Source organism: Shewanella ulleungensis (assembly GCF_014648315.1).
GTDB lineage: Bacteria > Pseudomonadota > Gammaproteobacteria > Enterobacterales > Shewanellaceae > Shewanella > Shewanella ulleungensis.
Genome location: NZ_BMQW01000013.1, coordinates 71,764 through 93,633 on the forward strand (window position 1 = coordinate 71,764; position 21,870 = coordinate 93,633).

Below are 21,870 nucleotides of genomic sequence, written 5' to 3' on the forward strand. Positions count from 1 at the left end.
TAGTGCAATGACAGAACCACTAGCTCAAGTATCAAGTGACGTTGCTATGGAAGTTGTCGAAGGCGATGAAGTTTTTCACTCGAACAGTAAAGAGCGTCTGCCGTTTGCGTTTTCGCATCGCTTTCAATTGGTTCTTGCTAAAGAAAATGAGCAACTTTGTTTATTTTATACCGACAACACACCGCTAAACGCCATGTTAGAAGTGAGGCGTTATGCGGGAGTTGAACTAGCCGTAATAAAGCTGGAAGTGGCTAAATTTGAAGCTAAGTTAACCCAGGCTTACCAAGCTAACTCTTCAGAAGCGCAACAGCTTATGGAAGATATTGGTAATGAAATGGACTTGTTTACTCTTGCCGAAGAGTTGCCGCAAACCGAAGATTTACTTGAAGGTGACGACGACGCGCCAATTATTAAATTAATTAACGCTTTATTGTCTGAAGCCATTAAAGAAGAAGCGTCAGATATTCACGTTGAAACCTATGAAAAACAGCTTGTTGTGCGTTTTCGTATCGATGGTGTACTTAAAGAAGTCTTAAAGCCAAACCGTAAATTGTCATCATTATTGGTGTCGCGTATTAAAGTTATGGCGCGTTTAGATATTGCCGAAAAACGTTTACCGCAAGATGGACGTATTTCATTGCGTATTGCTGGACGTGCCGTTGATGTGCGTGTGTCGACTATGCCCTCTAGCCATGGCGAACGTGTAGTAATGCGTTTATTAGACAAAAACACCGGAAATTTAGACCTACAACAATTAGGCATGACAGCGGGTATTCGTGAGCAATTTGATGAGTTAATTCGTAAACCACACGGTATTATTTTGGTGACCGGTCCAACAGGTTCGGGTAAAAGTACCACCTTGTATGCAGGTTTAACTGAGATTAACTCTAAAGATACCAACATTCTAACCGTTGAAGATCCAATCGAGTACGAGCTAGAAGGTATCGGTCAAACTCAGGTTAATACTAAAGTCGATATGACCTTTGCTCGTGGTTTACGCGCCATTTTGCGTCAAGATCCTGATGTGGTCATGATTGGTGAAATTCGCGACCTTGAAACCGCCCAAATTGCAGTACAAGCTTCGTTAACGGGTCACTTAGTTATTTCAACGCTACACACTAATTCTGCATCGGGTGCCATTACTCGTTTGCAAGACATGGGTGTTGAACCGTTTCTAGTGTCATCCAGTTTACTTGGCGTTTTGGCCCAGCGCCTTATTCGTACATTATGCCCAACGTGTAAAGAAGCTCACGAGCCAGATGAGCGCGAACGTGAATTATTAGGCATTACCGCTAACGATACCCGAATCATTTATCGGGCTAAAGGTTGTAAGGCTTGTAGCCAAAATGGCTATCGTGGCCGAACGGGTATTCATGAACTTCTTATCGTTGATGACAATGTCCGTGAGTTAATTCACGGTGGTCGTGGCGAGTTAGCCATTGAAAAATATGCAAGAAAGTCGATACCGAGTATTCGTCATGACGGCATGAGCAAGGTGTTAGCGGGTGTAACAACGTTAGAAGAAGTGTTACGCGTAACTCGCGAGGAATAATCAATGGCAGCGTTTGAATACAAAGCCCTTGATAGCAAAGGCAAACAGCAAAAAGGAGTGATAGAGGCAGATACTGCGCGTCATGCTCGTAGTCAACTACGTGATCAACGTCTTATGCCGCTTGAACTACAACCTGTAAGTGAGAAAGAAGCCCGTTCGCAACGCGGCGGCTTTAGTCTTGCTAATCTGTTTAAAAAACGAATTTCTGTCGCGGAGCTTGCATTAATCACTCGGCAGATTGCCACCTTAGTGGCGGCAGGTTTACCGATTGAAGAAGCACTAAAAGCGGTAGGACAACAATCTGAAAAAGCCCGTTTAGGTAATATGATCATGGCGGTTCGTTCTCGAGTTGTTGAAGGTTATAGCCTAGCCGACTCTATGGCTGAATTTCCCCATGTGTTTGATGATTTATATCGCGCGATGGTGGCCTCAGGAGAAAAGTCGGGTCATTTAGAAGTGGTACTCAATCGTCTTGCTGACTATACGGAGCGTCGCCAACAGCTTAAGTCCAAACTCACTCAAGCCATGATTTACCCTATTGTCCTTACTGTCGTCGCGATAGGTGTTATTGCCGTATTGCTTGCCGCAGTAGTGCCTAAAGTGGTTGGTCAGTTTGAGCATATGGGCCAAGAGCTTCCTGGTACAACTCAATTCTTAATCCTAGCGTCTGACTTTGTGCAACATTGGGGTGTGCTTGTGGTATTAATTATCTTTGGCGCCTTGATATTGTTTCAGCGTATGCTAACCAATCCAAGTATGCGAATGAAATACGATAGCGCGTTACTTAATACACCGGTTATTGGTAAAGTTAGCAAAGGCTTAAATACTGCACGTTTTGCCCGTACCTTAAGTATTTTATCAGCCAGTTCAGTGCCACTACTTGATGGGATGCGTATTGCGAGTGAAGTATTACAAAACGTCAAAGTGCGCGCCGCAGTAGATGATGCAACTGCGCGTGTGCGTGAGGGAACCAGTTTAGGTGCCGCGTTGACTAATACTAAGTTGTTCCCTGCGATGATGCTGTACATGATCGCCTCAGGTGAAAAAAGTGGCCAATTGGAAAATATGCTAGAACGCGCGGCAGACAACCAAGACCGTGAGTTTGAATCTAACGTCAATATCGCCTTAGGGGTTTTTGAGCCAATGCTAGTCGTGAGTATGGCGTCGGTTGTATTATTTATCGTGATGGCCATTTTGCAGCCGATATTAGAATTAAATAACTTAATCAGTGGCTAAGTGCAACACGCAAAGCCGATTAGCTCAAGATTTTGAGTCATTTTTAGAAGGAAGTCTTTAATGCAACAACACAATAAACAACGCGGTTTCACCTTGCTAGAAGTGATGGTGGTGATTGTTATTTTAGGTATTTTAGCGTCAATGGTTGTGCCTAACTTGATGGGAAACAAAGATAAAGCTGACCAGCAAAAAGCGGTTTCAGATATTGTTGCGCTCGAAAACGCCTTAGATATGTATAAATTAGATAACAGTATATATCCAACTACGGAGCAAGGCCTTGACGCATTAGTGCAAAAATCGACGTCATCGCCAGAGCCACGCAATTTCCGTGACGGCGGTTATGTGAAGCGTTTACCGCAAGATCCATGGCGCAATGACTACTTACTGTTAAGTCCAGGTGAAAATGGCAAAATTGATATCTTTAGCTCCGGTCCAGACGGACAACCAGGTACTGAAGATGATATTGGCAGCTGGAACCTACAAGACTTCCAATAATATGCATTGTCGTCGTCACGCAGGTTTTACCTTACTTGAGGTACTGCTGGTTGCATTGTTAATGGGCTTGGTGGCTGCTGCAGTCACCATTTCTATGAACGTAGCAGGGCCAGAGCAAGCACTTAAAAAACAGGCGCAACGATTCATGTCGGCGACTGAAATGGTGCTGGACGAAAGTGTACTCAGTGGCCAATTTATTGGCATTGTGATTGATGAAGACGAATACCAATTTGTATTTTATAAAGAAGGAAAATGGCTGCCTGTTGAGCAAGACCGCCTACTGGCGACTCAACAAATGGACGCAGGGATAGTGTTAGATATTGTCATTGATGGTATGCCATTAGTGCAAGAAGATGAACAAGATGAGTCGTGGTTTGACGAGCCGTTTATCGATGAAGAAAGTGAAGATGATAAGAAAAAACATCCAGAACCACAGATTTTATTATTCCCTAGTGGCGAAATGACCCCATTTGAACTTAATTTTACCACCGTAGATGACGAGCTTAAACCCGTCAATGTGTTAGTGGTTGGTGATGCTCTGGGGCGGTTAACGTTAGGGCGAGTCGATGAATAATTCACCTCGTTCTATTCGTGCATTAAATAAACATCTAGGCATGACTTTGCTCGAGGTGATTGTTGCATTGGCGGTGTTTTCAATTGCAGCGGTGTCGGTAACCAAGAGCTTAAGCGAACAAATGGCTAATATGCCCATTTTAGAAGAACGCACGCTTGCACAGTGGGTTGCCAGCAATCAAATGGTTGACATTAGATTAACCAGCGACTTTCCCGATATTGGCAAAAAAGAAGGCCAGGTCGAATTAGCCGGGCGTGAATGGTACTGGCGACAAGAAGTGGTAAAAACCACAGACGATAAATTTAGAATGATTAAAGTGAGTGTTAGCGACGATAACCGCTATGAACGAATTGTGGCTCAGGTAAGCAGTTATGTGCACAACAAAGCCTAATGTCGGCGGTTTTACCTTACTTGAAATGCTCATCGCAATAGCGATTTTTGCCATGCTTGGCATTGCGGCTAACTCGGTATTGTCTGCGGTAATGAAAAACGATGAAGTGACCAAAGATTTTGCGGTTCGCCTCAAAGCATTACAACAAGGATTTGGCGCATTAGAGCGCGACTTAGGACAAATGGTGGCGCGCACGCCAAGATCATTTGAAGGCGATCGCGGTAAGCAGTTTTTTCAGGCTGGTGATAATATTCTCGACTCTGACACCCAGGCATTAATGTTTTTCAGATTAGGCTGGCTAAACCCAGATGGCATGTTACCTAGAGGCAGCGTGCAATCGGTTGCTTATGTAGTGCAAGCCGGTCGTTTAGAGCGATGGTATTATCCGTACCCTGAACCCATAGTGGGTGCAGAACCATTAAAAAGTTTAGTGATTGATCATGTGGTATCGATTGAGTATTCGTTTTTTATTGATGATAAATGGCAGACAAAAGCAGACGGAACAGTGATGCCAAAAGGTATTGCCATGGAAATAGAGATTGAAGGCTTAGGTAAAATTCAACGACGTTTTTTATTACCTAAAGGTGCACCCGTTAACGATTCAACAGATTCAGAAGATTCAGAAGATTCAAACGATAAGGACGCGAGCTAATGGGCGGCCAAAAGCAGCGAGGTGTCGCGCTGATTGTCGTTATGCTGATTGTAGCTTTAGTGGTCATTATTGCCACCAATATTACCAGTCGCAACCAGTTATCTATGCGTCGGACGTTAAACATGGCGCAATATGACCAAGCTTATTGGTATGCCATGTCTGCTGAAGAGCTTGCCATGAAAGTGCTTAAACAAGATTTTGAAGACGCCGAAGGCACAGTGCATTTACAACAATACTGGGCTTTAGCTAATGTAGTCTTTCCGGCAGAGTACGGTGAAATTGTTGGCGAAATTGAAGATATGCGAGCCTGTTTTAATGTCAATGCAGTAGGCGAGCCGTCAAGTACTACTGAAGATAATCAACCTAAAATGACCTTAGCAGCAAGGCAGTTTCAATCTTTGTTAATTAGCTTAGGTGTTGATGAGTTTGGTGCAGAGCAACTAACGCAAACCTTAAAAGATTACGTCGACGTGGATACGGTATCGAGTGCTTATGGCGCAGAAGATGCTGAATATGAGTCGCGTAATGTGCCGTATCGCGCAGCAAATACCTTGATGCAGCATCGTAGCGAATTACGTGCAGTGCTTGGGTTTAATCAAAATGTGTACATCAATATTTTAGATTACGTCTGTGCAATACCCGGTGACAGTCGACAGTTATTAAATGTGAATACCGTTAAAGTTGAACAAGCAGCCTTACTTGCCGCGATGTTAGAGAATGAAGTTTCGGTAAGTGAAGCTGAAAATATTATCAACGAACGCCCCGCAGACGGTTACGGTACGATTGAAGAATTTTGGGAAAGCTCATCGCTAAGCAGTATTAAAGCGGAAGCAGACCTCAAGTCGAGCTTTGTTGTCGATAGCGAGTATTTTTTATTACACGCGGGCGCCAAAGTCGACAATGCTATATTTAGAATGGACAGTGTGCTTAAGCGCAATGGCAATAATTTAGAAGTGCTCACCCGTCAGTATGGTGGTCAACAATAATAACAAGCTCATAGCGTGTAAAAGACGTATTGAGAGCGGTGGAGAATAACAGTGTCTGAACGGCTATTTATCCGATTAGGAAAAACATCAGAACACCCATGTTCATGGCTTGTCTGGTCAGAGCAAGAGCAAGAGATTATTGCCTCAGGTGAGTTGGCTGACGCCGCGAGCCTGAGCAGTTTAGCTGAGCGTGCGGGCAATCGTCCTGTTGATGTACTTGTGCCAGCGGCCAGTATGACATTAACTCAAATTGCTTTACCTGAAAAAGGCCAGCGCCAAGCGTTAAAAGCCTTGCCTTACATGCTAGAAGAAACGCTCGCAACAGATGTTGAACGTATGCATTTTGTGGTTGGTCCGCGCGAGGGCGAACATCTCAATGTAGCAGCGGTAGCTCATGAGCAAATGCAAACATGGTTAGCGTGGTTACAAGATGCGGGCTTAAAAGTAAAACGCATTGTGCCAGATTGCTTAGCGTTGCCACTAGAGCAATGCAGATGGGCTGCAATGAGTTTAGGGAACGAATATTTAATACGTACATCTGAGGGTGGCGGCATCAGCCTACCTAAAGCGTGGTCAGCCTTTGCGCTGCCTCAGTTAGTCAAGCAAGCGACAGAGCGCAATGATAACGCTCAAATCAACGTAGCCAGCTATAGCGAAGACATTGCGATTGAAGGTGTGCAAGTAGACAGTAAGCCACTTGATCTGCCAATGATGGTGTTGGCTAAAGGTGTGTTGAATGCACCCATTGATTTACTCAGTGGTATCTACAAGCCTAAACGTGAATATAGCAAGCATCTGTTAGTGTGGAAAAATGCCGCGATTGTTTTAGTGCTCGCCATTGTATTAGCATTGGTGAATAAAGGTTTGATGATCCATCAGCTGAATAATGACACTGAAGTGTTACGTACTCAAAGCGAAGTGATTTTTAAACAAGCTGTACCAGGAGTTAATCGCATTGTTAATATGCGCTCGCAAATGGACAGTGCATTACGCAGCATGCAAGGCCAAGGTGGCGGAGCGGCATTTTTTGAAATGCTCGACGGTCTCAAACCTGCATTCAGTAAAGTACCAGATCTTAAGCCAAATAGTTTACGCTTTGAGGGCAACCGTAATGAGTTACGTATGCAAGTGACCGCGCAAAATTATGCCCAAATTGATCAATTTAAAGAGATCGTAGCCAAAGATTATCAATTAGATGGTGGCGCTATGAACAGCACGGATGAAAACGTGACAAGTACATTGACCTTGAGGAGCAAATAAGATGAATAATTTGCGTACTTGGTGGCAAGGCTTAGCGCTTAGAGAGCAGCAGCTCGTTGGCTTTTGTGCAGCAATACTCATTATTGGGATTATGTATTGGGGTATATGGACACCGATATCAAATGCTCAAATAGAGGCAGAACGCAGCCATAATGCTGCCCAACAAACCTTAAATTATGTAAAGCAAACCGCCAATAAAATTGCTGGTTTAAAACAAGCTGGCGCTCAAGAAAAAGTGCGTGGCAGCTTAAGTTCAATCGTTAACCAAACTGCTGGACAATACCAATTAGAAATCACTCGAATGCAGCCGCAAGGTGACAAAATACAGTTATGGATGGACGATGTTCCGTTTGATGCATTACTTGGTTATTTACACGATTTAGTTGAACAAAAAGGCTTAACGCTAGACAGCGTAGATTTAGCCGAGTCTGATGTTACTGGCTTTGTTAAAGTCAGACGTATTCAGCTTTCACAGTAAGGATTTTTTGTGAGTTTATTTTTTAAAATACTGGTTGGCGTGATTGTTTATCTTATTTTTCTCGTCGCTTATATTCCTGCAAACTGGTTAGTCAGTATTGCACCGCTTCCTAATAATACGGTGTTGAGTGGTGTAGACGGAACCTTATGGCAAGGTAAAGCAGCATTGGTGAGTGTCGATCAGCGTCAAGTCGAACATGTGAGTTGGCAATTAAGTCCTTGGGGCTTATTTATGGGCCAAGCCAATATTGATTTTAGTATTGGCAATCGTGCAACACCTGTTAGTGGTAAAGGTAGCGTAACTTGGTCTCTTGCGGGGGTTAGCGGCAAAAATATTCGCCTTGATGTTCCAGATAGTTTTTTACTTGCCGGAGCTAAATTACCTTTTAAAACTCAAGTGAGTGGTGATGTAAGCTTAATGGTTGAGGTTTTAGAGCAAGGCAAACCTTGGTGCGAACAATTAAGTGGGAAATTATTTTTAAATAATACAGATGTTAAAAACCAATTTGGGGCTTACCCTGTAGGTAATATCGCATTAGGTTTGAGTTGCCTTGACGGCCAACTGCAATTAGCGACAGATGAAACTCAAAATGCATTAGGGTTAACAGGGACAGCTATTTTAGATGAAGCAAACTTAGTTAAAGTCAGCGCTAAAATTAAGCCGACAGATAGCCAACCAAAAGATTTACGCGACGCGTTACAATTTTTAGGTCGCCAAGATAGCCAGGGATATTATCCAATCAACTATCAGGGTGTCGTGCCAGGGTTGTAAATCAATACTGATATTGTTGGCTCACCAAATAGAAGTAAGTAAAAAGCGCGTTGATAGCAATATCAACGCGCTTTTTAATGTTCACTTTCTTTTGTACTCGTTAAAGTGCGTGTAATAAGTCACTCACCGCGGGAAACTGCTTAAATACCGTGTGCGGTTTTTTACTGTCGGGATTACTCACACCTAATTGATAGCCCACACCAGCGCGCTTTGACGCCGCTAAAATCACTTCACTGTCATCAATAAATAAGCATCTAGCAGGATCTAAATTAAATTTATCAAACGCATAACGCCAAAAGTTGGGATGCTCTTTGGGGTAGCCACTTTCATGACTCGACAATAACTCATCTAAGCCATCGGCCAAATTAGTGTGACTGAGTTTTAACGCCAAACTGTGAGGGTGGGCATTAGTAAATAAAATTCGCCGCTTGCTTGCTCCGGCAAGCGCTAGTAAAAAAGGCATGCTGTCATTACGAATGTTAATTTTGTCTGCAGCCGTATGGTGTAAAGCTAAAATATCTAAGCCTAAATGTTGCTGCCAATAATCTAAACAGTACCAATCTAGCGTACCGACCACATTATGGTAAGCCTGAGTCACCAAATCATTAGCATCGGCTATGCTTATCTGGCGTAATAGGCTTAATTGTTGTGGTACTAATTGTAGCCAAAAATGATTGTCAAAGTGCAAATCTAGCAGGGTGCCATCCATATCGAGCAGCACTGTGTCTATGTTATGCCATGGAAACATGTAAATTCCGGTTGTAGAATATACGTAGAATAGTAAGATTGTACCTTGTCTTTATTAATTCGTCACACGGGGCTGCAATGACACAGCGGCATAAAAAGCCGGAAATCCTGCACACAGAAGTCGTTGCTAAAAGCCGACTGTTTCAAATTGAGCAGGTACACCTTAAGTTTTCTAATGGCGTTGAACGCCAATATGAAAGAATGAAAGGTGGTAGCAGAGGGGCTGTGATGATTGTCCCTATCCACGAAGGTAGGCTGTTATTAGCCAGTGAGTATGCCGCAGGCACAGATAATTATGAATTAGGTTTCCCTAAAGGATTGATCGATCCTGGTGAAACGGCCATTGAAGCTGCAAACAGAGAGTTGCAAGAAGAGATTGGATTTGGCAGCCATAAGTTGACACTGTTAAAAGAGTTGTCACTTGCGCCAGGTTATTTTTCTAGCAAAATGCAAATTTTTGTCGCTGAGGAGCTTTATCCTAGCCGCTTAGAAGGGGACGAACCTGAGCCGATAGATGTCATTCCGTGGCCATTAGCGGACTGGCAATTATTACTCGATAATGGTGATTTTTCAGAGTCTCGCAGTGTGAGTGCACTCTTTTTAACCCAGCAATATTTAGCAACCTCTAAGACATCGAAAAAATAGTCTTAGCTATGGTTCAACGTGCATGCCATTTGTGCGACACAATAATTTAGGCAACAACCGCGACATAAGGGGGTAAAAAGGTAGTTTATCCCCTTAGAAGGTCATCCTTATCGAACCCAGCGATTGGAGTAGTAATGAAGCCAGAAGATGTAATCGACCAAGTTATCGGCATCGCCACAGAGGCCGGAGAGAAAATCCGCGAGATCTACTTAAATGGTAGCTTTAAACGTGAGATCAAATCAGACAATACGCCTGTGACATCGGCAGATTTAGCTGCCCACGATATAATCTGCCAACAACTTGCAGCGTTGACTCCAGATATTCCTATTTTGAGTGAAGAAGCTGCTGATATTCCATTAAGTGTACGCGAAACATGGAAGCGTTATTGGTTGGTCGATCCGCTTGATGGAACAGGTGAGTTTATTGCAGGCAGTGGTGACTTTTCTGTAATTATTGCTTTGGTTGAGCACAATCGTCCTATTATGGGGATTGTTTATGTGCCAATGACCAAGGTGTGTTATTACGCCATTGCAGGATTAGGTGCATATAAGCGTGACGGTAAAAATGAAATCCGTATTACCAGTAAACAGTTAACAAGTAATGAAACTGATAATTTACGTTTAGCGGTAAGTCGCCGCCAAGATCCGCAGTCTGTGTTGAAGCTGCTCAATAAACCGAATCATTGTGAGTTAGTTGTGATGGGCGGTGCGGCATTAAAGAGTTGCCTTGTCGCAGAAGGCCGCGCTGATTGTTATGTACGCTTAGGGCCTACTGGTGAGTGGGATACCGGCGCGGCACAAATAATTATTGAAGAAGCGGGTGGCGCATTGATTGATATTAACTTGCAGCCAATGACTTACAACGAACGTGAAAGCTTAGAGAACCCAAACTTCATCGTTGTAGGTAGCACGAATTTACCTTGGGATATTTTGTTGACGACCTAGTTGATGTCTTCTGCAAATATATTTTAAGGCGTATATTGCTTTTATTTTAACGTGTGAATATTGTACTTACATTGTAAACACTATGTTATTTGAGAGCGAGAAACATGAAAAACAAAGGAATGTATTCGGCTTTTTCACCGATTATGTTGGCTGTAGGGATCATTGGTTTAGTCGGTTGTGGTGGCGGGGACGGAGATGACTCGTCTTCTGCTGGCGGTGGCAGCGCAGATGGACGCTTAACCGGTGATATTGTTTATTATGCAATGCAATGTGATGTTTCACAGCCAGCGGTTGGAACAGACATTATTGTGCATCGTAAAGATGGCAGTATTTTAAGCCAATCAAAAGTGCCATCTACAGGTAAGTTTGACATTGCTTGGCCATCTGATGCTTATCACTTCACATATGCGCAACAGATTGATGGTGAGTTATTCGTGCACAGCAAATTGAATGTTGTTGCAGGTGATATAGGTATTGTAGGTGAACGCAATGCTAATATCGATTCAGCTTGTGCTTGCTCCGATTACGAATTTGACCTGAGTGACGTTAAGGCTAACTACAGCGGCTATAGCGTTTATATCGATGGAAAAAACACTACATCTAGCGCCAAGGTATGTGAGCAAGACGGAACCTTACCACCGGTTAATTTAGTGTTAACTCCTACCTATGATGATGGTTTGACGCCTTATGCTGCGCAAATAGATGTTAATGGCTTTGCCGATAATAGCACCATATATGTCGCTCCCTCTATCTTTGAAAATCAAGCTAATGAAGGTGTTGTACTTAATGCCGAATTAAGCAGTGGTAACGAAAATATTTATGACCCTGAATTTAGAACATTTTCAGAAACAGATAATGGGCGCGTCAATTGGATTCAATGGCCCATGTCTGCACAAGTTTTCCCTGGATTGTTTGCTAATAACTTTATTACCTATTCTAATTTTGAAGCATTAGGGGGTGATGATTACGGCCAAGTGTTTTATTACACTAGTCGTCGCCATCGTGTATCGGATCCTAACGATACGCAAGTTGTGCAGTTACAACAAAACCAGCAAAAAATGTTACAAAGTACAGACGCAATTTTAAATAGCTTTAGTGAGGACGGTGCCAGCAATTACGATTTTACTGGCATAGGTTCTGGTAAAACAATGCTTCAGATAGACTTTGGCCAAAGCAGTATTGCCAACTGGACAATTGAGGCACCGTTAAAAGGTACCTTGCCTGACTTGGATTTACCGACAAATTTACAAACACCGTTTGAGCAAATTTCCCAGGCGAATTTATCGGTAATGATTTATGGCTACTTTAGCCATTCGGCGACCCAATATAATCAATTCCGTGCCAAAGTGGCCGAAATACAACGTACTGATTTGAAAACTCGCTCAAGTTTTTATGATAACTATGTTATTGAGCAAATTTCAGTAGATATTTATTAAGCCTACAAGATATAACGCCCTCAATTTAGAGGGCGTTATTTTTTAGACTGTTTTACGGGAATCTAACCATTGATGAATCGCTTGCCTGTCGCCTTGGAAAACGACTCTGTCTATTTTCTTTTCTATCTGAAATTGGTACATAGGATCATAATAGATTTCAAGTAATAGATTTATCCAATCTACGTGCTTACTCGTATCATTTTGGTTTTGCTGTACTAGCAGCGCAACATTAACGAGTTGTTGTAACTCTTGATGTTGCTTTCCCCCTAATCGCTTACGAATGCCTTGTAGGCTTTGAGTTAAGTAAGCACTAAATGCATCAAAACCTGCTTGTTCACCCATACGTGACACATAATCAGCTAGTTTGTCAGTGACATAATCGTTAAGTAGTCGGGGGAGTCGGGCATCTTTAGGTTCATCAAGTAAAATAATGTTTGCTTGTTGCATTGACTGATAAAACTGGTGCGGCAGTGCCGAACGGCCAATAAGGAAGCTCTCATCTTCTAACAACAAATAGTGATGATGTTGCTGTTGGTGTTTTAGCAATGATACCGCGAGGTTATTTTCGAAGTTGATTTGAGTCGGCTGAGGTTCAATATTCTTACCAAAACTAGAGCCTTTATGATTGGCTAGCCCTTCTAAGTCAACTGATTCTGCTCGTTGATGAATCAATTCAGTTTTACCACTGCCGGTAATGCCGCTTAAAATTAGCATATTGGAGTGCATTGGCGCAGTGTCTATCGTTTCAATTAAAAAGCTGCGCATTGCCTTATAGCCACCTTGGATATAAGGCACATTTAGACCGGCTTCTTTTATCCATTGTTGGGAGAGCTTAGAGCGAAGTCCACCTCGAAAACAGTATAAATAACTGTCAGGGTGTTGTGACAGTTGCGCTTGCCACGCATCGACTCGTTGTTGTTTGACCTTACCTGTAACCAGGTCATGTCCCAATGCTATTGCGGCATCTTGGCCGTGTTGTTTATAGCAGGTCCCTACTTTTGCTCGCTCAGCGTCTTGCATTAACGGTAAGTTGACTGAGTGACTAAAGGCGCCCTTGGAAAACTCTATAGGGGCGCGGACATCAATTAATGCTCTGTTTTCGAGTAGTAACCTGCCATATTCCGAACTGGGAATGATGTCGGTCATTGAGTTAACTCAATGAGAATATCGTGGCCAACATTCACAGGGATTAATTCGGCCATTGAGCCAATACACACAGCAGCAATATTATTGGCAGTCAGTAACGCTTGCAGTTCGGCTTCGCTTTCTGCGTTAACTGCTACTAATAACCCTCCGCTGGTTTGTGGATCACATAAAATGGCTTTTTGGTCGTCGGTTAAAGGCGGTAAATGCTCACCGTAACTGTCAAAGTTGCGATGAGTGCCGCCAGGTACACAACCTTGAGCTAGGTAATCAGCCACCTTGGGCAGTAAAGGTACGTTATTTAACGCGAGGTTTGCTTTGAGTTTTGCGCCTTGGCACACTTCAATTAAATGGCCTGCTAAACCAAACCCTGTGACATCTGTTAAAGCATTGACACCAGTGATTTTAGCGATCTCAATCCCAATAGTATTTAGCTGACACATGGCTTGCGGGGCTATTTGGCTATCTTCATCGCGTAATTTCTTTTGTTTTTGCGCCGTGGTCAAAATGCCAATGCCAAGCGGCTTAGTGAGATATAAACGATCGCCTGCTTTAGCTGTATTGTTTTGCTTGACTAATTCTAATGGAATTTGTCCAGTTACGGCTAAACCAAAAATAGGTTCTGGGGCATCAATACTGTGACCACCGGCAAGCATAATACCGGCATCAGCGCAGGCTTGACGTCCGCCATCGACGACTTGTTGTGCTATTTCAGGAGGTAGTATATTGACCGGCCAGCCCAATATTGCAATGGCCATTATAGGTGTACCGCCCATGGCGTATATGTCGCTAATCGCATTCGTTGCGGCGATACGCCCAAAAGTAAATGGGTCGTCAACGATTGGCATAAAGAAGTCTGTGGTACTGATAATACCTGTTTGTTCATTGAGCTTATATACAGCGGCATCATCACGCGTTTGATTACCCACGAGTAAATTAGGATCGGTAAAAACGGGGAGCTGCGATGCAAGAATAGTGCTTAGTACTTTAGGAGAGATTTTACAGCCGCAACCGGCGCCATGACTATATTCGGTAAGTTTAACTGCTTGCTCAGACATAATAGGGTGATCTTTCGATGGCGTATTGAGCAGTAATTATAATCATTATTAGACAGAATATCTTGTGTTTTAGTCGTTTATCAAACTAGGTCGTCGTTTCTTATTAAATAATAATATTATTATGAACATTGTTTTTTATTTTGTTTGCTGTTAATTTAGCTGTCATCAAGATAATGGATATTGGATAGCGCTGTGGCTAGACGCAAAGAACATACTCATGAGCAAATTAGACAAATGGCGATCGCCGCGGTAGTGAAGCATTTACAGTATGACAACATTCATTCGTTGAGCTTACGAAAGGTTGCTGCCGAAATCGGTTATGTGCCAAGTACTTTGATCAATATATTCGGTAGCTATCAATACTTATTATTAGCCGTTTCGGAACATACTTTAATTAAGCTATCCGCAGCTTTGCAGGGATTTACAGAGCAGGCTCCAATATTAAATATTCAAAATATGGCAAAAGCTTACAGTGTGTTTGCTTTGCAACATAAAAGCTGTTTCCGATTAGTATTTGAGTTATCGATGCCCAACGAGCAACCTTTACCAGCTAATCATTCAGCTTTAGTTAAATCACTATTTGCATTAGTCGAGTCTCAGCTGCGTTTATGTATAGCAGACATTAGCATTCAAAAAGTGGAGTTGATGAGCAGGGTACTTTGGGGCGGTATTCACGGGTTAACGTGTTTAGCGTTAGATGGGAAACTATTTGTCACACACAGTGACTTGCAAGCAATGCTTTGCAGTCATGTACAAGGATATATTGCCGGAATAGGCATCAACAGGGAGTTCGTATGATATTAACCAAACGCTTTTTTCCTTATTTTGCAACCCTGTGTTTAGGTGCGCTAAATGATAACTTTTATAAAAATGTCCTGTTATTGCTGGTGACTTACAGTCAGCTTAATGCATTACCTATCGACGTTAATTTGTTTGTCAATTTAGCCGCTGGTGTGTTCATTTTACCGTTTTTCTTATTTTCTGCCCATGCAGGTATAGTGGCAGACAACATGAATAAGGCAGTATTGATCAAACGCTTAAAGCTACTCGAACTCATCATCATGTCCACAGCGGCTATTGCGATTGTTAGTCAGAGTTATATGGTCATGTTGGTGCTGTTGTTTTTAACCGGTAGCCAATCGGCTTATTTTGGTCCGGTTAAATATTCTTTATTGCCTCAAGCTCTGAGCGAGGCTGAATTGGTGAAAGGTAATGCCTTAGTTGAAATGGGCACTTTTTTATCGATTCTTATTGGTACGCTAAGTGCTGGCTTGGTTGTGTCGAATGAAAACGGCTTAACTTGGGCTGCCATTATAGTCTGCGTGCTTGCTGTTTGCGGCTATTTGGCTAGTCGTGCAATTCCATCATTACCTGCACAAGGTAAATTAAACCCGTATAAGTTTTCGTTATTTTCAGGCACATGGCGGTGTATCAATAAAGCACGTGAAACAACCTCAATTTGGATGGCAATTTTAGCCATTAGTTGGTTTTGGTTTGTCGGTGCGACATATCTGACTCAGTTTCCTAATTTTGCCAAGCTACATTTACATGCCGATGCTACGGTGGTGTCTTTACTGTTAGCGCTATTTTCTGTGGGGATTGCTGTTGGCTCTTTTGTGTGTGAACGTTTTTCTTTTGGCCATGTTGAATTAGGTTTATTACCGTTTGGGGTATTGGGACTCAGTATATTTAGCTTTGACATGATAGGCGCAATACCGCTACAAGTGGTTGAGCCAGGTTTTGTCTATAGTTTTGAGTCTTTTGTTGCTAACACGCAGCATTATCGTGTGATGATTGATTTGTTTCTGGTGGGGTTAAGCGGGGGACTATTTATTGTACCTTTATATGCGTTTATTCAAACTCGCGCAGAAAAACAAGAGTGTGCGCAAGCAATCGCAGCAAACAACATTATTAATGCGTTGTTTATGGTTGGTTCTGCGGTGTTGTCGATAGTCCTACTAGGGGTATTCAGTTGGAGTATTCCTGAATTATTTACGCTTATCGGTGTACTTAACCTAGTGGTACTGATTTATGTTTACTCTCAAGTGCCCGAGTTTACTCAACGATTTATTAGCTACTTGCTTAGCCACGTAATGTATCGAGTTAAAGTGCAAGGAAGGCAGTACATTCCGGCTCAAGGTGCAGGGATCATAGTGAGTAACCATGTGAGTTATGTTGATGCGCTGATTATAATGGGGGCATCAACTCGTCCAATTCGTTTTGTTATGGACAAGTCGATTAGCGAAATCCCGCTATTAAAGTATGTATTTAAGCATGCTGGTGTTATTCCTATTTGCTCGCCTAAAAAGTGTGAGGCGACTTATCTTAATGCGTTCGAACAAATTCATAATGCGTTAGCTAATGATGAACTAGTGTGTATATTTCCTGAAGGACGTTTAACCTCAGATGGTGATATCGGCGAGTTTAGACCCGGAATAGAGACCATTTTACAACGCGACCCAGTACCAGTTATACCGTTAGCGCTCAATGGACTATGGGGATCGTACTTTAGTCATAAAGGCGGACATGCATTAACGACTATGCCAACACGATTTTGGTCTCGTGTTAAGGTGAATATTGCGCCTGTGGTTGCTGGTGATACAACCAATCGAATCGCGCTCCAACAACAAGTGACACAGCAATTCGAACACTCAATAGTAGAGATACAATAAATAAAAAAGCCATCTTGATTTAATCAAGATGGCTTTTTGTTGTGCTCAATTTATTATGCATAAGCAGCAGTTAAACTTTGCCAATGTCGCTGCCTTTCTAAAAACTTACTACGTAAATCTTGTACTTGTTGCTTAAGATTATGGTCTGCTAACTGCTTACGTTTCGCATCTAATAAGCTTTTTTTAGCTTGATAATATTCAAGTAAGTGCTGTTTCATTAAGTCGTATTCAGCCTGAAACTTCTCAATGATTTCGTCACAGTTAGGCAAGTGAGCCACTTGATTCTGTGCTCGTAAAAGTTGCATTTGCAAACGAGCACTTTCAATACGCTCTTGTGGTACTTTACGTAAATCGGTCGTTAATCCAAGCCAGCTCATACTTTTAATTAACCACTTAGTTGGATCGTAGTCCCACCACTTAATGCCGTTGCGGTAATCGTTTTCAAAAATATGGTGGAAGTTGTGATAGCCCTCGCCATAAGTCAATAAAGCTAAAAATGCATTATCACGAGCCGTGTTTTTATCTGTGTACGGCTGTTTTCCCCAGATGTGTGCTAATGAGTTAATAAAGAATGTACAGTGATGGACTACTACTAAGCGAAGTAAACCCGCCATTAGGACCATAGAGAGTATGTCACCGTTTAACCAACCTAAAAATGCCGGTAAACCAATGTTCATTAAAATGACTAACGCTAGGTAGTGCTTGTGCTGCCACATAACAATGCGATCGTTTTGTAAATCACGGACGTTATTATAATCACTGTAGCGACTCGCCTGATACTCTCTAAGCATCCAGCCGATATGGCTATACCAAAACCCCATTTTTGCTGAATATGGATCTTTATCATTATTATCAACATGTTTGTGGTGTATACGATGATCGCTACACCAATGTAGTGCACTATTTTGTAGTGCTAATGCTCCACCAAGAGCATATAAAAAGCGTACAGCTGGGTGAGCCTTATACGCTTTATGAGACCATAGTCTGTGGTAACCAGCAGTAATAGATAAACCACTAGCGTAAGCAAAAACAACAAATGCAATCCATTCAATGCCGTCAAAGCCATGGGTGAAGCCACGCCAAGGGATTAGTACCACAGCGCCAATTAAGGTAATGGCAAATAGCAGGGTATTAAGCCAAATGATTGGAGGTTTTTTCATTTAATAAGATTCCAATAATAGGTTATAACAAGTTGAGCGTACAATTGTACGCTAATTTAACTTAGTCGATAGGGACGGGTCAAGTTTAACAGGGCTGTGTTTCTGTTTTAAAAACGGTATTATCTGTTGCTAAATATTGACTGATTGGATTAGAGATGGGTGTTAGAGCACAACAAAAGGAAAAAACGCGTCGTGCATTAGTAGATGCTGCATTTAATCAATTAAGTGCAGAGCGGAGTTTTTCAAGCTTAAGTTTACGTGAAGTTGCCCGTGAAGCTGGTATTGCTCCCACTTCTTTCTATCGTCATTTTAAAGACATGAACGAGCTCGGATTAACCATGGTTGATGAGGGCGGTTTAACCTTGCGTCAAATGATGCGCAAAGGCCGTCAACGTGCTGAAGCTGGTGGCAGTGTGATCCGTATTTCCGTCGATACCTTTATAGAAGTTTTAGAGTCTAATCCAAACGTATTTCGTATCTTGCTACATGAGCGTTCTGGCACCTCTGCAGCTTTTAGAGCGGCAGTTGAGCGTGAAATTGAGCATTTTATTTCTGAATTGGCTCATTACACCGAAGCACAAGCTAAGCGTACTCCTGAGTTAGCTCGAGCACAGGCAGAAGCGTTGGTTATTTTAGTCTTTAACGCAGGAGCATCAGCATTAGATATTAAACGTAGTGAGCGTAAAGCATTGGCCGATCAGCTTGTGTTACAGCTGCGTATGGTTGCTACAGGTGCTGAGGCGTTACAACAAAAGATGGATAATCGAGCTTAACTGGATGGGTTATAAAGTTGAAAAAATAAAGGCGCGAATCATCGCGCCTTTGTGTTAGTGAATTTTTATGTACTTACTTACGCACTAGCAATACGCCAGATTCCATATGGTCGGTATACGGGAATTGGTCAAAAAGGGCAAAACGACTTATTTCATGGGTTTCGCTTAGTGTGAGTAAGTTGTCTTTTAAGGTTTCAGGGTTGCACGAGATATATAAAATACGCTCGTAGCCTTGTACAAGCTTTAACGTTTCAGGGTCGATACCTGCACGCGGCGGATCGACAAAGATGGTATTGCAGTCAAAACTGTCTAAATCAATACCTTCCAAACGCCTAAATTCACGCTTTTTCGCCATTGCATCACTAAAATCCTCTGCAGACATACGGATGATTTGAACATTCGTCACGTTATTTATATCAATGTTATATTGTGCGGCATCAACAGACGGTTTAGCTAATTCAGTTGCTAATACACGGTTAAAATTTTGCGCTAGAGCAATGGTGAAATTACCATTACCGCAATACAGTTCCAGTAAATCACCTTGGCTTTGCTTAGTCGCATCTATTGCCCATTCAAGCATTTTTACCGACACTTTGGCATTAGGTTGAGTAAAACTGTTTTCAATTTGCTTGTACTGTAATACTTGTTGATTGACTGTTAATGACTCGACAACGAAGTCTTTATCTAAATCGATTTTCTGTTTACGGGCGCGGCCAATAATATTGACATTATATTTGGCTGCTAACTTAGCTTTTAATTGAGTTGTTTGCTCGCGCCATTCTTCATCAAGCTGGCGGTGGTAAAGCAATGACACTAATATTTCGCCACTTAATGTCGATAAAAAATCGATTTGAAATAATCTATGGCGTAATGCTGGATTAGGTTTTAATTCAACAATCAATTCAGCCATCATTTGATTAATGAGTACACCAGCAGGCAAATATTGATCGCAACGCACTTTTGCATTCAGTGCTTTATCAAACATGTAGTAATATAAGTCATCGCCTTCATGCCACATTCTAAATTCAGCACGCATGCGATAATTCATTGGTTCTGAAGCAAAGACTTCAAGCGCTGGTGGTGTGAAATCGGCAAAGGCCTCTTCAAGCTTGATGCGCTTTTGTTGTAATTGTGCATCGTAGTTTTTAGGATCCATTGCGGCTAAATTCATGTTGTCCACCTAAGGCTGTAAAAAAGGGCGCAAATATTATACTAAATGACGCTCATGTCTAGTGTTACGCACCCTAGTATAAAGCGACAAGACAAATAATACTGAACATATTGATAATTGGAGCCAATATTGTCTGGACCTATTTTAGTGTTTGATTCTGGTATCGGCGGATTGTCGGTTATGAGTGAAATTAGAAAACAACTACCACAGCACGATTATTGTTATTTGTTTGATAATGCCCGTTTGCCTTATGGTAACTTATCAGAGCAAGAGCTGATCACCGGTTGTGTTGCGTTGATCACTCTTCATGCGCAACGGCTTAATGCCTGCATTGTTGTTGTCGCGTGTAATACTGCGAGCACTTTAGTATTGCCGCATTTGCGTAGACTATTAACCATTCCTGTAGTCGGTGTGGTGCCTGCGATTAAACCTGCAGCAATGTTATCAACCAAAAAGCATATAGGTTTACTGGCTACGCCTGGTACGGTGAAACGAGATTATACTCAAACATTAATCCAGCAATTTGCCGGAGACTGTAAAGTAGAACTGTTTGGTACATCAGATTTAGTATTATTAGCCGAACAGCATGTCGCAAGACAAAAAATAGATATGGATAAACTTCATAATCTTCTTGAACCAATAAAAGCGTCAGAGATTGATGTATTAGTATTGGGATGTACTCATTTCCCGATGATAGCAGCAGAGATCAGTGATTATCTTGGTAAAGGCGTTGTATTACTGGATTCAGGAGAAGCTGTAGCAAAGCGGGTGAGGTTTTTATTGAGTAAAGAACACAATGGCAATAAACAATTACAAGCTTGTTATACCAAAGACATAAATGAAGGGCTTAAAGAGACATTAGTCGATTATGGTTTTAGTGATTTTTCGCTGGTAACCATAATCGACTAACACAGTACTAAATAAACAAAATAGAATTAGCTGTTATCAGAGTCAGACTCTTGTGATTTAGCTTCTCTTACTTTTAAAGTACGTTCCTGGAAACTATAGTCATTCAGTTTAGACATGGCTTTCTGAGCACCTGCTTCAGACATTTCAACAAAACCAAATCCTTTACGACGCCCAGTTTTACGGTCACGGACCAAACGCACAGAGTTAACCGGACCATACTCACCAAACAAAGCCTTCACTTCACCTTCATGGACACGATAAGGCAAATTACCTACATATAGTGTCATAGTTGGTCCTACATAAGGCTCATCAGCAGAATTTGCTGAGCTTGTAGGGATAAAGGTGAAAATTAACGTTGCCACGACAACACCAGCAATAAACGCTACAGAAGAAGATGTACCGCCAAACTGAGAAAAAACAAAAGCGCCTAGAAGCGCCGCAATCAAAACAATCACGAATGATTTCTGCATAAAATAATCTCTAATGAATATGAAAATGATAAATAACTGTTAAAAACCGTTACATAGTAATTAAAATTTACCAGTTACACCAGACTACTGTTGAAAAATTGAGCTCAAATTCACTTTAATATCAAAAATAAGCATATTGTGATTTAGGAAAAGGTGGTTCTTTGAGCAAAGAAGTCAAAAAAGAATCGATTTGAGCAAAAGTTCAACGTTCAAACTTATATTACTTAAAAGCGCTTGCACTAAATCTTAAGCTGCCTATAATGCGCATCCACTGACACGGCAGACAGCGAAAGCAAAAGCCGGTGAGTGTTATCAAACCATTGAGGTGGCAGAGATAACGGCAAAAA

23 protein-coding genes are annotated in these 21,870 nt (G+C 41.9%); 17 read left to right on the plus strand and 6 right to left on the minus strand.

Annotated elements, in window-relative coordinates; genetic code table 11:
* The first annotated feature begins 7 nt into the window (after window positions 1-7).
* The 10 genes from gspE to IEY40_RS18335 are packed head-to-tail and all read left to right on the plus strand — an operon-like array spanning window position 8 to window position 8,395.
* Window positions 8-1,552 (plus strand): type II secretion system ATPase GspE, encoded by a 1,545-nt coding sequence (gspE, locus tag IEY40_RS18290; RefSeq protein WP_283108131.1) that lies wholly within the window; start codon window positions 8-10, stop codon window positions 1,550-1,552.
* Window positions 1,553-1,555: 3 nt separating this feature from the next.
* Window positions 1,556-2,788 carry a type II secretion system inner membrane protein GspF gene (gene gspF, locus IEY40_RS18295; RefSeq protein WP_188958767.1) on the plus strand — a complete coding sequence of 411 codons (1,233 nt, stop codon included), beginning with the start codon at window positions 1,556-1,558 and terminating at the stop codon, window positions 2,786-2,788.
* A gap of 60 nt (window positions 2,789-2,848) precedes the next feature.
* Window positions 2,849-3,283 carry a type II secretion system major pseudopilin GspG gene (gene gspG, locus IEY40_RS18300; protein WP_188958769.1) on the plus strand — a complete coding sequence of 145 codons (435 nt, stop codon included), beginning with the start codon at window positions 2,849-2,851 and terminating at the stop codon, window positions 3,281-3,283.
* Window positions 3,246-3,857, plus strand: a complete 612-nt coding sequence (gspH, locus tag IEY40_RS18305) for a type II secretion system minor pseudopilin GspH (protein WP_428848171.1) — start codon at window positions 3,246-3,248, stop codon at window positions 3,855-3,857. Before gspG ends, gspH begins: the two co-directional genes overlap by 38 nt.
* Complete coding sequence (gene gspI, locus IEY40_RS18310; RefSeq protein WP_188958770.1) at window positions 3,850-4,248, plus strand: type II secretion system minor pseudopilin GspI; 399 nt, start codon at window positions 3,850-3,852, stop codon at window positions 4,246-4,248. Before gspH ends, gspI begins: the two co-directional genes overlap by 8 nt.
* Window positions 4,229-4,900, plus strand: coding sequence for a type II secretion system minor pseudopilin GspJ (gene gspJ / locus IEY40_RS18315; protein WP_188958771.1), 672 nt, complete (start codon window positions 4,229-4,231; stop codon window positions 4,898-4,900). The genes gspI and gspJ overlap by 20 nt, the downstream gene beginning before the upstream one ends.
* Window positions 4,900-5,886, plus strand: a complete 987-nt coding sequence (gene gspK / locus IEY40_RS18320; protein WP_188958772.1) for a type II secretion system minor pseudopilin GspK — start codon at window positions 4,900-4,902, stop codon at window positions 5,884-5,886. Before gspJ ends, gspK begins: the two co-directional genes overlap by 1 nt.
* A gap of 51 nt (window positions 5,887-5,937) precedes the next feature.
* Window positions 5,938-7,146, plus strand: a complete 1,209-nt coding sequence (gene gspL, locus IEY40_RS18325; RefSeq protein ID WP_188958774.1) for a type II secretion system protein GspL — start codon at window positions 5,938-5,940, stop codon at window positions 7,144-7,146.
* Window position 7,147: 1 nt separating this feature from the next.
* Window positions 7,148-7,624 carry a type II secretion system protein M gene (locus IEY40_RS18330; RefSeq protein ID WP_188958776.1) on the plus strand — a complete coding sequence of 159 codons (477 nt, stop codon included), beginning with the start codon at window positions 7,148-7,150 and terminating at the stop codon, window positions 7,622-7,624.
* Between the two features lie 9 nt (window positions 7,625-7,633).
* Window positions 7,634-8,395: a type II secretion system protein N gene (locus tag IEY40_RS18335; RefSeq protein ID WP_188958778.1), complete on the plus strand. Its 762-nt coding sequence runs from the start codon at window positions 7,634-7,636 to the stop codon at window positions 8,393-8,395.
* A 100-nt stretch (window positions 8,396-8,495) separates the two neighbouring features.
* On the opposite strand, the gene yrfG is transcribed toward IEY40_RS18335, so the two are convergent.
* The gene (gene yrfG / locus IEY40_RS18340; RefSeq protein WP_188958780.1) at window positions 8,496-9,143 is read right to left on the minus strand and encodes a GMP/IMP nucleotidase; all 648 of its coding nucleotides are present in this window, start codon (window positions 9,141-9,143) and stop codon (window positions 8,496-8,498) included.
* 77 nt (window positions 9,144-9,220) lie between these two features.
* Between yrfG and nudE the strand changes: the two genes are divergently transcribed.
* The 3 genes from nudE to IEY40_RS18355 all read left to right on the plus strand — a co-directional run bounded on the left by nudE (window position 9,221) and on the right by IEY40_RS18355 (window position 12,167).
* Window positions 9,221-9,787, plus strand: a complete 567-nt coding sequence (nudE, locus tag IEY40_RS18345) for an ADP compounds hydrolase NudE (protein WP_188958783.1) — start codon at window positions 9,221-9,223, stop codon at window positions 9,785-9,787.
* A 134-nt stretch (window positions 9,788-9,921) separates the two neighbouring features.
* Window positions 9,922-10,731, plus strand: a complete 810-nt coding sequence (gene cysQ, locus IEY40_RS18350) for a 3'(2'),5'-bisphosphate nucleotidase CysQ (protein WP_188958785.1) — start codon at window positions 9,922-9,924, stop codon at window positions 10,729-10,731.
* A 104-nt stretch (window positions 10,732-10,835) separates the two neighbouring features.
* Window positions 10,836-12,167: a hypothetical protein gene (locus IEY40_RS18355; RefSeq protein ID WP_188958787.1), complete on the plus strand. Its 1,332-nt coding sequence runs from the start codon at window positions 10,836-10,838 to the stop codon at window positions 12,165-12,167.
* A 42-nt stretch (window positions 12,168-12,209) separates the two neighbouring features.
* Here the strand turns inward: IEY40_RS18355 and mnmH are convergent, their stop codons facing one another.
* Both mnmH and selD read right to left on the minus strand, forming a co-directional pair.
* Window positions 12,210-13,313 (minus strand): tRNA 2-selenouridine(34) synthase MnmH, encoded by a 1,104-nt coding sequence (gene mnmH / locus IEY40_RS18360; RefSeq protein ID WP_188958789.1) that lies wholly within the window; start codon window positions 13,311-13,313, stop codon window positions 12,210-12,212.
* Window positions 13,310-14,368: a selenide, water dikinase SelD gene (gene selD / locus IEY40_RS18365; protein WP_188958791.1), complete on the minus strand. Its 1,059-nt coding sequence runs from the start codon at window positions 14,366-14,368 to the stop codon at window positions 13,310-13,312. The genes mnmH and selD overlap by 4 nt, the downstream gene beginning before the upstream one ends.
* A gap of 192 nt (window positions 14,369-14,560) precedes the next feature.
* On the opposite strand from selD, the gene IEY40_RS18370 reads away from it, so the two are divergent.
* Both IEY40_RS18370 and IEY40_RS18375 read left to right on the plus strand, forming a co-directional pair.
* Window positions 14,561-15,166: a TetR/AcrR family transcriptional regulator gene (locus IEY40_RS18370; protein ID WP_188958793.1), complete on the plus strand. Its 606-nt coding sequence runs from the start codon at window positions 14,561-14,563 to the stop codon at window positions 15,164-15,166.
* Window positions 15,163-17,040, plus strand: coding sequence for an MFS transporter (locus IEY40_RS18375; protein ID WP_188958795.1), 1,878 nt, complete (start codon window positions 15,163-15,165; stop codon window positions 17,038-17,040). The genes IEY40_RS18370 and IEY40_RS18375 overlap by 4 nt, the downstream gene beginning before the upstream one ends.
* A gap of 53 nt (window positions 17,041-17,093) precedes the next feature.
* Here IEY40_RS18375 and IEY40_RS18380 read toward each other — a convergent pair whose 3' ends face one another.
* Entirely contained in the window at window positions 17,094-18,200 is a 1,107-nt protein-coding gene (locus IEY40_RS18380; protein ID WP_188958797.1) for an acyl-CoA desaturase, read from the minus strand.
* A gap of 155 nt (window positions 18,201-18,355) precedes the next feature.
* Here IEY40_RS18380 and fabR point away from each other — a divergent pair, with 155 nt between their 5' ends.
* Entirely contained in the window at window positions 18,356-18,973 is a 618-nt protein-coding gene (gene fabR, locus IEY40_RS18385) for an HTH-type transcriptional repressor FabR (protein ID WP_188958799.1), read from the plus strand.
* 73 nt (window positions 18,974-19,046) lie between these two features.
* On the opposite strand, the gene trmA is transcribed toward fabR, so the two are convergent.
* Window positions 19,047-20,144 (minus strand): tRNA (uridine(54)-C5)-methyltransferase TrmA, encoded by a 1,098-nt coding sequence (gene trmA, locus IEY40_RS18390; protein WP_188958801.1) that lies wholly within the window; start codon window positions 20,142-20,144, stop codon window positions 19,047-19,049.
* Window positions 20,145-20,273: 129 nt separating this feature from the next.
* Between trmA and murI the strand changes: the two genes are divergently transcribed.
* Window positions 20,274-21,053, plus strand: a complete 780-nt coding sequence (gene murI, locus IEY40_RS18395; RefSeq protein ID WP_188958802.1) for a glutamate racemase — start codon at window positions 20,274-20,276, stop codon at window positions 21,051-21,053.
* A gap of 26 nt (window positions 21,054-21,079) precedes the next feature.
* On the opposite strand, the gene IEY40_RS18400 is transcribed toward murI, so the two are convergent.
* A complete protein-coding gene (locus IEY40_RS18400; RefSeq protein ID WP_188958804.1) occupies window positions 21,080-21,523 on the minus strand; it encodes an RNA recognition motif domain-containing protein in 444 nt (147 codons plus the stop codon).
* Window positions 21,524-21,870: the final 347 nt, after the last annotated feature.